Raw genomic sequence first — 12,594 nt, 5'->3', positions numbered from 1 at the left:
GTCGCGCGGAGTTCCTTGCATGATGCAAACAAATAATCGAACCGCCAATCTTCTGGGAGCACTCGCGCTGGCGATGACCGACGAGTTCTATTCCGCCATACGAAAGCAAGCGAGGGGCGGACCATCGGAAGCGGCGGCGCTCGTAGAGATCGCGACCTGGCCGGATGAAACCATCGATTCGCTGGCACGCACCCTGCGTCTGTCGGCGGCGGGGACGACACGCCTGGTCGATCGTCTCGTGCAGGAAGGGCTGGTCAGGCGTGACATCAGCGACGCTGACCGGCGCGCGCGAACGCTGAGCGCAACTGAAGCCGGACACACCCGCGCAGCCACCATCCTCGCGGCCCGGAGCGAGGTGCTCGATCGTGCTCTGTCGCCGCTCGAATCTCAGGATCTGAATGCGTTGGAGCAACTGCTCGAGCACATGCTGGCCGCCCTGACATCGGATCGAGAAACTTGCGACCATACGTGCCGACTGTGCGATCTCCGAAGCTGTCCGCTGGATATCTGCCCGGTCGAGCAGGCGGCGCGCGAGAAGGGCCGGTGAGGTGGTGTTGCAAATGCCAACCTCCCTCACGACCATGACCCGCGGGCCGCTTTGGCCCATGATCTTGAGTGTCCTTTCCGCTGCGGGGTGGGGCTTCGGCATTGTAACCGCGCGTGCGGCGCTCGAAGCGGGTCTGGATGTCTTCAGCCTGGCGCTGGTTCAACTGGCCGGCTCCGTCGCGCTGCTTGGTGGCGTGAGTGTACTCGCGGGTCGATGGCCGAGCGGAGCCTTGGTGAGGCGGAGCGTGCCGTCCGGCGCCATTGAATACGCCTTCACCTATACCGTGTTTGCCTTCGGCGTGGCGCGAACCACCGCTGGCAATGCATCGATCATCGCCTCCGCCGAGCCTGCGTTGATTGCGCTGCTCGCCGCCTTGCTGCTTCGCGAACGCATCAAAAAGCATTTCCTCATCGTGCTCGCCATTATCGTGGCCGGTCTCCTGCTAGTTACTGGGCCGGACCTGGCCAGCGCTGGCCGCCCGAGCGATGGCGACCTGCTCGTACTGGTATCGGCTGCAACGGGCGCGCTCTACGCGGTGCTGAACCGCCGCTTGGTTGCCGGCGCCGATCCGCTACCGCTCGCACTCGCCCAGCAAACGGTTGGTCTGGTCGTCCTCGGCGGTGGGGTCACGGTTCTTGTGGTGGCTAACGTTGTGTCGCTTCCACCACTGGTCGCCGCGCCGCGCGAGGCGATCTGGCTCGCAATTCTCTCGGGACTGCTCGCGCATAGCGCTGCAGTGTGGCTCCACCTTCATGCCCTTCGCGGCATGACGGCCGCCCGCTTTGGCGTCGTGCTCTCGCTGGTTCCCGTCTTCGCCCTTACGGGGGCCTACGCTGTGCTCGGAGAGGCGATAACCCTCGTGCAGCTTACCGGAGCGGCCTTAATCGGTCTCGCCATCATCCTTTCGCGCCGCCGTAAGGCACGGGAACAAATCTAGGCCGCGCGATAACGACTGAGTGGAATCGGTCGGTACGACCGCTGTTTTATAAGGAGGAAACTATGAATATTATTCTTGGAGGCACAGGCCGGGTTGGTTCGGCAACGGCGCAAGCCCTTCTCAAGCGCGGTGAGCCTGTCACCATCGTCACGCGTGACGCGACCCGTGCCTCAGCGCTCAAGCGAGATGGTGCGCGGATCGTCGAGGCGAACATCCGCGATGCGAGCGCACTGCGCGACGTTTTCCGTAGTGGCCGCCGCGCCTTTCTCCTCAACCCGCCGGCAGCTCCGTCGACGGACACCGACATTGAGGAGCGTGCCAATGTTGCCGGCATCTTGGAGGCGTTGAATGATTCCGGGCTCGAGAAGGTCGTCGCGGCTTCGACCTATGGCGCAATACCGGGGGAACGCTGCGGTGATCTGACGGTCCTCCACGAATTCGAAGAACGGCTTCGGGCCCAACCGATACCCGCGGCGATCAACCGCGGGGCATACTACATGAGCAATTGGGACAGCATGCTCGACGGCGTCCGTGCACAGGGCGTCTTGACAAGTTTCCTTCCCGCTGACCTTGCGATTCCCATGGTCGCGCCCGCCGATCTTGGCGAAGCGGCCGCTCAGCGCCTTATCAGCGCGGTAGGCGACCTCGAACTCCGGCACGTCGAAGGTCCAGAGCGCTACTCCGCGCAGGACGTCGCCGACGCGTTTGCGCAGGCGGTCAACCGCAAAGTTAACGTGGACATCATTCCGCTGGCCAATTGGAAAGAATCCTTCATCCGACTCGGGTTTTCCGAGCTGGCTGCGAATTCATATGCTTGCATGACCCGCACGGTCGTGGACGAGCCCGCAAAACCGGAGAATCCTGTACGCGGCACCACAACACTACAGGCATATGTGGGGTCCCTGGTTGACGACCGAGATCGCTGATCATTCGTACGACGGCTGCTCAACATCCGCCGATCATCTTACTGCTCTTCCAGGACCTCAACCACAGAACGGGTTTCAAGACTCAAAGCCAGCTTCCGCAGCAGCATTGCAAGAGCTTCACGTTCCTCTCGATCCAGACCTTGAAGGTATGTCTGCTCGCTCCGCATGTCCGCGCGAAACGCGTCTTCAGCCAGGGTAATTCCTAGCTGGGTCAAGCCAACAACGACGCTCCGTCCATCCCGGTTCGACTTGGTTCGTTCTATCAACCCTGCCTTTTCCAGGCGGTGCAGGCGATGAGTGAGCCCGCCTGACGAAAGCATCAGGGTCGTATACATATCTGTTGGGGTAAGCTGATACGGCGCCCCTGACCTGCGTAAGGTTGCTATGACGTCGAATTCGCCCCGATCGAGCCCAAACGCCGCGAACGTCTTTTCGATCGAGGGGCCAACGAGGTTTGAGATCCGTTTGGCACGACCAAGGATCGCCATCGGTTCCGTGTCGAGATCCGGGAGTTGCCGCGCCCATTGAGCGCGAAGCCGATCCACATGATCCTCAATTCCTCCTCCGGTGTCGTCCAGCACCCTCATGGCCCAATCCGTCCTTTCGCTAATGTCACAATACAATACGGCAAACCGGTTCAAACGCCAATATGTCTTCGCGCAAAGATATTTCTCTTGACGAGAAGGCGCCGACTATATATCTTTGCGTCAAGATAGTTTGATTGGGAGACGAGAGATGATTTCCATTCGTCGGCATGAAGAAGGAGCCAGTGCAGGTCGCACCGTGCGTTTTGAGGGTCGCGACTATGGTAGCCAGGTATCGTTGTTTGTCGTGGATGCGGATCCAGGCCGGGGTCCGGCCTTACATGTTCATCCCTATGCGGAGACCTGGATCGTGCGCCGGGGTGATGCGGAATTCACCGTCGGTGAAGAGAAAACGCGAGGCTCCGCTGGCGATATTCTGGTTGCGCCGGCAAACATTCCTCACCGCTTCGAAAATGTCGGTCCCGACCGGTTGGAAGTGATTTGCGTTCACCCAAGCGAGACGTTCCAGCAAATCTTTGTCTAGCCATCACAATTCCAGGAGGAGACAACCAATGCCAAAGTCTATTTTTATCAATCTGCCGGTAAAGGACATCAAGGCCGCCACGGCGTTTTATGAAGGGATCGGCTGCGTGAAAAACGAGCAGTTCAGCGACGAAAACGCAAGTTCCATGGTCTGGTCCGATACGATCACGTTTCAGCTGCTTCAACACGAGTACTACAAGACGTTTACGACGAAGCCGATTGCCGATGCGCACGCCGCAAGTGGCATGCTGATCGCTCTTTCGCGAGACAGTCGGGAAGAAGTCGATCAGATGGTGGAAGCGGCCGGCAAGGGCGGCGGACAAAAGGATGTGCGTGAACCGCAGGATTTGGGCTTCATGTATCTGCGTAGCTTTTCTGATCCGGACGGGCACGTGTTCGAGCCTGCTTACATGGACACGAGCGCTGCAGTCTAAGCGGCTCAAAAAGCCCCAGAAATTCTCATGGTACCACCCAGAATTCCTCGTTTGGCCCAAGTGTGAACATGGGTCTATATCGCTGGGGTCAAACGTCTGCGGGCGATTCCATAACAAAAACAGAGCACGTGTGCCCTCCGGTGCACATGCGGAGGCGGTGCAGTTATGAAAAATTCTCGATCTGTCACCTCGACTCTCATAGCCGCGGCTTATGTCTGTTCAGCCTTCAGCTTCCTCCCCGCGCGCGCAGTTGGCCAGGACATCGAACGTGAGATTGCGCCCGTAATCGACAAGACCATCAGGGCGGTGATGAGCGACAACAGCGTACCTGGAATGGCCGTGGGTATCATCGTTGGGGAGCGCCAGCTTGTCTTCAACTATGGATTTGCCGACCGTGAGAATGCAGCCCCGGTAACCGATGATACGCTGTTCGAGATCGGTTCCGTGAGCAAGACATTCGCTGCGACACTGGGGGCTTACGCGGCGGCGGAAGGCAAGCTCGCACTATCTGACCCGGCAAGTCGCCATATGCCGGCGCTGGCCGGCAGCGCCTTTGATCGCGTCTCTCTGCTTGATCTCGCAACCTATACCGGGGGCGGCTTGCCTCTACAGTTTCCCGACGAGGTCATTGATGACACTGCGACCATCCGCTATTTCCGTGCTTGGCGGCCGGAATTTCGCTCAGGCACCCATCGTGTCTACTCCAACCCCAGCATTGGGCTGTTCGGGCAGCTTGCGGCTGAAAGTTTGGGCCAGCCTTATGTCGAGGCAATCCAGGATACGCTTCTGTCCGGGTTCGGTCTGGCAAAGACCTACATTCACGTTCCCGAAGCCGAAATGAAGAATTATGCCTTTGGCTACAACAAGGCCGGCAAACCGGTGCGAGTGAACCCTGGAGCGCTTGATGCCCAAGCCTATGGCGTCAAGACGACAGCGCGCGATATGCTCCGCTTTATCCAGGCCAATATCGACCCGTCGCGGCTCGAACTATCTCTGCAGAAGGCGATAGCCGCCACCAAGGTCGGCTACTATCGAACGGGGGATACATATCAATCCCTGGGATGGGAGCTCTATGCCTGGCCTGCGACCATTGACGTTCTGCTGCAGGGGAATTCGTCCGACATGGCGCTCAAGCCCCAGCTGACCACAAGGCTTGAGCCGCCGCAAAAACCGGCAGAGGAAGTATTCATGAACAAGACCGGGTCGACGGGGGGCTTTGGCGCCTATGCGGCCTTCATACCCGGCCGCGGGATCGGCATTGTTCTGCTTGGCAACAGGAATTTTCCAGTTCCCGAGCGTATCAAGGCGGCCTACACGATACTCTCCGCGCTGGAGAAGTGAGAACCGTCCCATTGTCAGAAAACGGCATTGTCGAGTGCGAGAGCCGAAGAGGAAACTCACATGACGACCCTGTTTCAACGTCTTCCTGTTGTTGTCATGCTGGCCGCAGCGATATGTTTGTCCTCTCTGGCACGGGCAGACGAGATCCAACTTACGCCGAAGCAGATGCGCGAAGACTTGGCGGTGCTCCGATCGAAATGGGCGCCTCTCGATAAGAGTCTCACGGTAGACCACCGCAGAGCGTTCGAAACCCACGTCGCGAAGATCGAAAGCGGGGTTGAAACGCTGACCCCCAAAGCGTTCGCGATGGAAGTCATGCGTGCTGTCGCGATCGCCGGAAATGGGCACACAAGTGCAAATATCGGCCCTTATTTAGGGCGGGATCTTCCCATACGTGCCTGGTGGTTTGCCGATGGGCTTTATGTTGTAAAAGCCCATCCCGATTTCGCGCGCTTGATCGGCGCTCGCATTGATCGGCTTGGCTCGCTTTCTGCGTCGCAGGCACAAGCGCGACTGGAACCCTATCTCGCCGGTACGGATCAAAGGACCCGCTTCCTGGGCCCAGGTTATCTTGTTACGCCGCGCATTCTGGAGCACATTGGTGCAGTTGATGGAACGGCCTCGATCCCCCTGACACTGCTTTTGAGAAACGGGACAACCGAAACCCTGCATCTGGCGACGAGTGAAGATGACCCTTGTGATGAGCGAAAGACCGGATTGAACAGGGGATATTCCGTGCTTATCCCTGACCCAAGCGACACTGCCGGGCGCTGGCCTCATGTGCTCGATGGAGCCCCGGACATATCGAAGGGCTATCTAAAGCGGAGCGACGTCGCGGCGGCTTTCCTGGACGACACGAAGACAATTCTCTATATTCGCAACGACACTGTCGACAACGTCGGAGACACTCTGCTCGTTGAGAAGTTCGGCAGCATCATCCAGAACATGATTCTGCCGTCCCGACCAAAGCATGTTCTCGTAGACCTTCGCCTCAACAACGGTGGCGACTTCTTCAACAGCATTCTTTTTACACAAGCGCTCCCACGCCTTCTGCCGCGCGATGGTAGGATTTTTGTCCTTGTCAGCCGGGCAACCTTTTCCGCCGGCATCGTTACCGCCGCCATGCTAAAAGGAAACGGGCGAGAACGGGTGACGTTTATCGGGGAGCCGATGGGAGACGGTGGACAGTTCTGGGCGGAGGGTGGGAAAATTACCCTGCCACACTCAAAGGTCGTCGTACGATATAGCACGGAATTCGAGGATTATGAGACAGGCTGCACGGATTTCAGATTGTGCTATTGGGCGACGGTCGCCTTCGGTCCACGCGGTATATCGATCTCGCCGGATATTATGATTGACCTTACCTTCGCCGAATATGCGGAAGGCCGGGATCCAGTGCTCGAAAAGGCTGTGGAATTGGCAAAACAGGAATACTAACGATACCTATCGTCGAGCTCCGACGGTCGCGCGGGCGTAGGGGTAGGCTGGAGCATGTGATCAAGGCCGCTTTGCGGGTTTGTTCGCCGCAGTGGCGTCAGAGCAGGAAATTCAAGCATGTGGCCACAAGGCGTGCACACTTCCAGCCTTTCTTATGCTGCAGCGATCACGATTGAGGTGCCAGCGTCAAGGATTAGTGCCCTCCAACATTTTCATCATCAGCAGACGATCGCTGGGCGCGCCAATTTTGGTCCATCCGAGCTTTTCGTAGAATGCAACTGCATCCGGCGCCGGATAGACTCTAAGACAAGTGACCTCCTTCCCGACGGCTGCAATTTCGAGCATGGTCTTCATGGTTCGCCCCAATCCCTGCCGTTGGCGATCATGCACGACGGCAACCAGGCGCACCTGCCGACAGGATGCCCCCGCTCAAGAAGAAGGAACGGAATATTTCCCTTGCGGTATTCGTCAGAGCGCATCTCATCGTAGGCGTGCTTTTCTGCATGAGCATGCAGGTATCGTTCCTGTCGCCACCCTTCGGCCCGGCAGCCTTCTATCAGAAGTCTGTTGCCCCTCCTGGTATCACGCTGGGCATTATTCTCCGGGCGCTCGTGCCATTCATCATGCTCCAGATCCTCCCCGTTGCCTTGTTGGTCGCCTTCCCTGGGATCACTGGACGCAAACTTCCAAAGGCACCCAACGCCCGCGTGGTGCTCACGGGCGGGCAAACGTGGCATGAGAATGTTGCCGGGGACGTTGGCCCTTGCGATCCGGACCGAGGAAGTAGCAGACCGCCGGTAGCGTCGTGTCACCATGGGCGGGCGCCGCAAAATCGGTCCACAATCGGCCGGCCCTTGTCTTGCCCCTTTCGGGTTCCCGCACAGTTACAGGTGTGTCATCACCGTGAGGACGGTGGTCCGCTCGCTAGAACGTGGTGTGAACGATATCGATCTAAACTCTTGGCCGACGGTTCGATCCCGTTCAATTGATCCACGATCACCCGGAATGGGACACACAGGTCGCTTGTGTGCTCCAAGAATCTGGCTATCTGGATCTCTGGCGTACGAGCTTGAGACACACGCTTGGCGATACGACCTTGCTCTGATTGAGACGATGACAGGCCCCGATGTTCAGCAAGATCTGCGCGCCTATTTTACGGCGACCGTACGAGAAGCTTTCAGCGGTTGCGCTCGTTTTGCGATAAAACCTCGCGCACTATACCCAAAGGCAACGTGATTCCTACACGTCGAAATTCGTCGGCAAGACAATCATGTCCCGGATCGTGACGTTTCGCGGGCGGGTCAGCATGAAGATGATGGCTTCGGAGACCTCCGAGGGCTCGATCAGGCTGCCATTGGCTTTTGCCTTCTCAAGGTTTTCCGCGGGCCAATCTGCGAGCAGGGCTGAAACGACCGGGCCGGGGGATACCTGGCTGACCCTGATGCCGTGGCTCTTGAGTTGCCGGCGCATGATCTGGACGAAACTGGTGATCGCCCATTTGGAGCTGGAATAGACCGGTTCCCACTGGATCGGCGCATGGCCGGCCACAGAGCAAGTAACCAGGATGTCCCCGGTCCCGCGCTCGATCATGTGCGGAGCGACGTCGCGGACGTTTTTCATGACGGCGTTTATGTTGAGGTTGAGCATCCGATCCATTGTCGCGGTATCGGTATCGATCAGGTCCCCGCCAATGTAGGACCCGGCATTGCAGTGCAGGATGTCGAGGTGATCCACCTTCGCCAGGATTTCCGGGACCATGGCCGCGCAGCTTGCAGTGTCCAGAAGGTCGGTAACCTGTGTCACGACGGCATCGCCGAACTCGGCGGCGTAGGTTTCGAGCGCCTGCTTGTTGTAATCGACCATCACGACCCTGGCGCCGGCGTCGATGAGGGCACGGGTCGTGGCCAGCCCGATACCGGACGCAGCCCCGGTCACCGCAGCGATCTTTCCTTCAAGTGGTTTTGTCATCGTCTTGTCTCGCTCTTTGTTTCAGACTGCAAGGAAGCCGCCGTCGACGGGCAGGACTGCGCCACTGACCATGGCTGCGTCCTCTGAAATCAGCAGGGCGATCGCGCGTGCGACGTCGTCGACCTCTGCAAAACGCGCCATCGGATGGCGAACGATCATCGGGTCTCGCTTGGAAGGTTCGGACCACGCCGTTGCGGCAAGTTCCGTCATGGTAACCGTCGGCGCCACTGCGTTGACGCGAATTCCGTGGACGCCGAGTTCCTTGGCCATGACACGTGTCGCGCCTTCCAGTCCTGCCTTCGAGGCGGCGTAAGCCACGTGATCCACAAAACCACGATGTCCGGCGATCGAGGTGACATTCACGATCGTACCGCCGCCCCCATTGGAAATGCGAGCACGGGCGAATTCCTGCGCGCAAATCAACGCGGCCCGCAGATTGATCCCAAGGACCTGCTCATAGCCTTCCTCCGTCATATCGAGGACGCTTTCGAGCACATTTGTTCCCGCGCAATTGATCAGGGCGTCGGCCAATCCTGCCGTCTTCATGGCGGCGCGCGCTGCTGAATTGTCGGTGAGATCCACCGATATCACCGTCGCACCAAATTTTGCAGCTAGATCATCCAAATCTGCCTGCGAGCGCGACAACGCGACGATCCGTGCACCACGGCCGGTGAGCAGCTCGACGCAAGCGCGACCGATACCCTTGCCAGCACCGGTGATGATGATCGTTTTTCCTGTAAAGTCCAACACGATTGATCCTTCAGATACCCGTTGCTCAAAACGCGAGTCTTTGGTCGGTTTGCTTGTCGAACACGTGAGCCGCGGCAGGATCGACATTAAGCCGTATCGTGTCGCCCGGCTTCAGTGCGTGGCGCTCGCGAAAGGCGCAAAGGACCCGCTTACCCGCCAATTTGGCTGCTAGAAGAATTTCCGCCCCGGTCGGCTCGATCAGTTCGACAGTCGCTGGTACGCCGGCATCGCCATGCGCCATGGTCCACTGGTCAGGGCGGACCCCGTATATCACCTCCTGGCCATTCGTTGCCCGGATGCCCTGCAGGAGGGGAAGGGCAGAGCCGTCAGCAAGCCGCGCCGAGTTCACGGAGAGATCGATCGTGGCCGGCAGCATGTTCATCGCCGGCGATCCGATGAAACCGGCGACGAAGGTATTTGCCGGTCTGTCGTAAAGCTCCAACGGCGCTCCGATCTGCTCCACCTTGCCGTCACGAAGCACGACGATGCGGTCCGCCATTGTCATCGCTTCAATCTGATCATGAGTGACATACACGGACGTCGCGCCGAGGCGCTGGTGAAGAGCCTTGATCTCGGAGCGCATATCCACGCGCAACGCGGCGTCGAGGTTTGACAAGGGCTCGTCGAAGAAGAACGCCTTTGGGTTGCGAACCATCGCGCGCCCCATGGCGACACGCTGTCGCTGGCCTCCGGACAGCGCTTTCGGATATCGGTCGAGATAGGGCGTAAGCCGCAACATCTCGGCAGCCTTGTCGACCTTGATATTCCGATCGGCAAGAGTTTCCCCGCGCAACTTCAGTGCGAAAGCCATGTTCTCGCGGACGGTCATGTGCGGATAGAGCGCGTAGTTCTGGAACACCATCGCAACGTCACGGTCCTTGGCGGGGATGTGGTCGACGCGCTGTCCGCCAAGCGTGATCGTGCCGCCGGTGATCTCCTCAAGGCCGGCAAGCGATCGTAGCAGCGTGGATTTACCGCAACCGGAGGGTCCGACTAGGACGACGAACTCACCGTCGGCAATATCGAACGAGACGTTGCGCAGTGCGTGATAGGAGCCGTAATGCTTGTCAACCTGGTCGAGCTCGATCGTCGCCATATCTCAATCCTCAGTCAGTGTGGCGGCAAGGCCGCGGATCATTTGGGACGGGTGCGGAGGCAGCTTCACCATGAGGTGTATCCTGCATCCGCAACCACAATGCTGCCGGTCATCAGGCTCGCGGCATCTGACGCCAGGAACAGGACGACGGACGCAATTTCCTCGACGTCGCCCATGCGCTTCATCGGCGTCATGTCCATCCACTGCTTGTCCCAACCGGTCTTCTCGATCGCGGCCTTCGTCATGTCGGTCGCGATATAGGTCGGCGCGACCGCGTTGACGCGAACGCCCCGCTCGGCCCATTCGGCCGCAAGCGATTTCGTGAGCATGTGAACGGCACCCTTCGAGGCGTTATAGCTGGCTTGCGGCTGCGGCCGGTTAGCGATGATGCCGGACATGGAACCGATATTGACGATCGAGCCGTTGCCCGCCTTCAGCATCAGGTTTCCAAAGGCGCGGTTGCTCCAGAACACGCCGTTGAGGTTCACATTTGCGACCTTGAGCCAATCCGCATCGGACATTGCCTCCGCCGGGCTGTGGGCAGCGACGCCGGCATTGGCCACCAGAATGTCGACGCCACCGTGCTTGGAAGCGATCGCCGCCGCGACGCGGTCGGTTTCGCCGGAATCGGTCACGTCGAGACGCATGAATTCGGCCTTTCGGCCCATCGCGGCGAGTTTCGAGACGGCCGACTGGCCGAGTTCTTCATCGAGATCGGTCAGCACGACACGCGCACCGGCTTCAGACAAAGCATCCGCGCAGGCATAACCGATGTTGCGTCCTGCACCGGTGACGACCGCGACCCTTCCGCTCAGATCCAACTTCTGCAGATACATGCTACTTACCAAGCTCGATCTGGATCTTCACCGAAGACGGCTTCGGCCGCACGGCGTAGTCGAACGCCTCGATCGAATCCTCGAAGGCGTAGGTATCGGTGATCAGCGCGTCGACGTGGATCTGGTTCGATCCCAACAGCGCGACGATGCGCGGATAGACATGGGCGTAGCGGAAAACGTGTTCGATGCGCAGTTCCTTGGTCTGGGCGATGACAATATCGAGTGGGACCGGCTGCAGCGGCATACCGACAAAGACGATGGCGCCGCCGGGGCAGCCGTGATGCACCGTATCTGCGATCACTGCGGCCGCGCCGGAACATTCGAACACGACATCGACGCCCCAACCATCGGTTTCGCGGGCGATGACACTCTTCAGGTCCTGCGAGCGGACGTTGACGGTCATGATGGCGGGCTCGAGCTTACGCGCCACGGCGAGCTTCTCATCGACAACGTCGGTCACGATCACCTTGGCGCAGCCGGCCGACAGCGCCGCGATCGCGGTCACCATGCCGATCGGCCCTGCACCCATCACCAGCGCGACCGCGCCGGGCGTCAGTTTCGCCTTGGAGACGGCCTGAAAGCCGACGGCCAGCGGCTCGACCATGGCGCCGGCGGCGTAGGACACATTGTCCGGAAGCTTGAACGTGAAGGCCGCCGGATGGACCACGCTCGGCCTCAGCACGCCATGCACCGGAGGCGTCGCCCAGAAGCGCACCGCGGGATCGAGATTGTAGAGACCGAGCCGCGACGCGCGGCTTTGAGGGTCGGGAATGCCGGGCTCCATGCAAACGCGGTCACCCACCTTCAGATTCTGAACGGCGCTGCCGACCTCTTCGATAATGCCGGCGGCTTCATGGCCGAGGATCATGGGCTCGCGCACCACGAAGGGGCCGATGGCGCCATGCGTATAATAGTGAACATCCGAGCCGCAGATGCCGACGGTCTTGATGGCGATGCGCACGTCGGTGGGACCGAGCACCTCTTTCGGGTCAAGGTCGCGAATGCGCAGTTTGTCTTTTCGTTCGAGAACGAGCGATCTCATGTCGTTTAGCCCTTTCGGATGATGAATACGGCCAGCGCCAGGCAGAGCACCGTCGCCACCCACAGAGGCAACAGGCCCTCCAGAAAGCGCATCCAGAGAAGATGCACCAGGATCAGGATCACGACCGAGATGAAGCCTCTGTCGAAGCCGTTGGTCCGGATCGGCAGGAACCCGTCGCGTTCGGCTTTCCGAGGTTGAATGCCAGCCATCATC

At 59.4% G+C, this 12,594-nt stretch carries 15 protein-coding genes and 2 pseudogenes; 8 read left to right on the top strand and 9 right to left on the bottom strand.

The window, feature by feature from the left end:
* The first annotated feature begins 19 nt into the window (after positions 1-19).
* The 3 genes from Q9316_RS24465 (at position 20) to Q9316_RS24455 (ending at position 2,410) form a co-directional block, all read left to right on the top strand.
* Complete coding sequence (locus Q9316_RS24465) at positions 20-547, top strand: MarR family winged helix-turn-helix transcriptional regulator (RefSeq protein WP_306035889.1); 528 nt, start codon at positions 20-22, stop codon at positions 545-547.
* Between the two features lie 13 nt (positions 548-560).
* On the top strand, positions 561-1,484 hold the full coding sequence (locus Q9316_RS24460; protein WP_306035888.1) for a DMT family transporter: 924 nt from the start codon (positions 561-563) through the stop codon (positions 1,482-1,484).
* A 62-nt stretch (positions 1,485-1,546) separates the two neighbouring features.
* Positions 1,547-2,410, top strand: a complete 864-nt coding sequence (locus Q9316_RS24455) for an NmrA family NAD(P)-binding protein (protein WP_306035887.1) — start codon at positions 1,547-1,549, stop codon at positions 2,408-2,410.
* A gap of 38 nt (positions 2,411-2,448) precedes the next feature.
* On the opposite strand, the gene Q9316_RS24450 is transcribed toward Q9316_RS24455, so the two are convergent.
* On the bottom strand, positions 2,449-2,997 hold the full coding sequence (locus Q9316_RS24450) for a MarR family winged helix-turn-helix transcriptional regulator (RefSeq protein ID WP_306035886.1): 549 nt from the start codon (positions 2,995-2,997) through the stop codon (positions 2,449-2,451).
* Positions 2,998-3,145: 148 nt separating this feature from the next.
* Between Q9316_RS24450 and Q9316_RS24445 the strand changes: the two genes are divergently transcribed.
* The 4 genes from Q9316_RS24445 to Q9316_RS24430 all read left to right on the top strand — a co-directional run bounded on the left by Q9316_RS24445 (position 3,146) and on the right by Q9316_RS24430 (position 6,689).
* Entirely contained in the window at positions 3,146-3,478 is a 333-nt protein-coding gene (locus Q9316_RS24445; protein WP_306035885.1) for a cupin domain-containing protein, read from the top strand.
* Positions 3,479-3,506: 28 nt separating this feature from the next.
* Entirely contained in the window at positions 3,507-3,911 is a 405-nt protein-coding gene (locus Q9316_RS24440) for a VOC family protein (protein WP_306035884.1), read from the top strand.
* Between the two features lie 165 nt (positions 3,912-4,076).
* Positions 4,077-5,252: a class C beta-lactamase gene (gene ampC / locus Q9316_RS24435; RefSeq protein ID WP_306035883.1), complete on the top strand. Its 1,176-nt coding sequence runs from the start codon at positions 4,077-4,079 to the stop codon at positions 5,250-5,252.
* A gap of 60 nt (positions 5,253-5,312) precedes the next feature.
* The gene (locus tag Q9316_RS24430) at positions 5,313-6,689 is read left to right on the top strand and encodes a peptidase S41 (RefSeq protein ID WP_306035882.1); all 1,377 of its coding nucleotides are present in this window, start codon (positions 5,313-5,315) and stop codon (positions 6,687-6,689) included.
* 186 nt (positions 6,690-6,875) lie between these two features.
* Here Q9316_RS24430 and Q9316_RS24425 read toward each other — a convergent pair whose 3' ends face one another.
* The gene (locus Q9316_RS24425) at positions 6,876-7,097 is read right to left on the bottom strand and encodes a GNAT family N-acetyltransferase (RefSeq protein ID WP_306035881.1); all 222 of its coding nucleotides are present in this window, start codon (positions 7,095-7,097) and stop codon (positions 6,876-6,878) included.
* An 80-nt stretch (positions 7,098-7,177) separates the two neighbouring features.
* Between Q9316_RS24425 and Q9316_RS24420 the strand changes: the two are divergent.
* Positions 7,178-7,369: pseudogene (locus Q9316_RS24420) on the top strand (TRAP transporter large permease subunit); the annotation flags it as partial.
* A 34-nt stretch (positions 7,370-7,403) separates the two neighbouring features.
* Here the strand turns inward: Q9316_RS24420 and Q9316_RS24415 are convergent.
* The 7 genes and pseudogenes from Q9316_RS24415 to Q9316_RS24385 all read right to left on the bottom strand — a co-directional run.
* Positions 7,404-7,592, bottom strand: a pseudogene (locus Q9316_RS24415) (IS66 family transposase); the annotation flags it as partial.
* Positions 7,593-7,928: 336 nt separating this feature from the next.
* Positions 7,929-8,657 carry an SDR family oxidoreductase gene (locus Q9316_RS24410; RefSeq protein ID WP_306035880.1) on the bottom strand — a complete coding sequence of 243 codons (729 nt, stop codon included), beginning with the start codon at positions 8,655-8,657 and terminating at the stop codon, positions 7,929-7,931.
* Between the two features lie 21 nt (positions 8,658-8,678).
* On the bottom strand, positions 8,679-9,404 hold the full coding sequence (locus Q9316_RS24405) for an SDR family oxidoreductase (RefSeq protein WP_306036357.1): 726 nt from the start codon (positions 9,402-9,404) through the stop codon (positions 8,679-8,681).
* Between the two features lie 28 nt (positions 9,405-9,432).
* Positions 9,433-10,503 (bottom strand): ABC transporter ATP-binding protein, encoded by a 1,071-nt coding sequence (locus Q9316_RS24400; protein WP_306035879.1) that lies wholly within the window; start codon positions 10,501-10,503, stop codon positions 9,433-9,435.
* 65 nt (positions 10,504-10,568) lie between these two features.
* Positions 10,569-11,339 carry an SDR family NAD(P)-dependent oxidoreductase gene (locus tag Q9316_RS24395; protein ID WP_306035878.1) on the bottom strand — a complete coding sequence of 257 codons (771 nt, stop codon included), beginning with the start codon at positions 11,337-11,339 and terminating at the stop codon, positions 10,569-10,571.
* A 1-nt stretch (position 11,340) separates the two neighbouring features.
* Complete coding sequence (locus Q9316_RS24390) at positions 11,341-12,381, bottom strand: NAD(P)-dependent alcohol dehydrogenase (RefSeq protein ID WP_306035877.1); 1,041 nt, start codon at positions 12,379-12,381, stop codon at positions 11,341-11,343.
* 5 nt (positions 12,382-12,386) lie between these two features.
* Entirely contained in the window at positions 12,387-12,593 is a 207-nt protein-coding gene (locus Q9316_RS24385; RefSeq protein WP_306035876.1) for a DUF2160 family membrane protein, read from the bottom strand.
* Between the last annotated feature and the right edge of the window lies 1 nt (position 12,594).

Origin of the sequence: Shinella zoogloeoides (genome assembly GCF_030733845.1) — a bacterium.
In the GTDB taxonomy this organism is placed as follows: domain Bacteria; phylum Pseudomonadota; class Alphaproteobacteria; order Rhizobiales; family Rhizobiaceae; genus Shinella; species Shinella zoogloeoides_C.
This window is presented reverse-complemented; position numbering and strand designations above follow the sequence as displayed.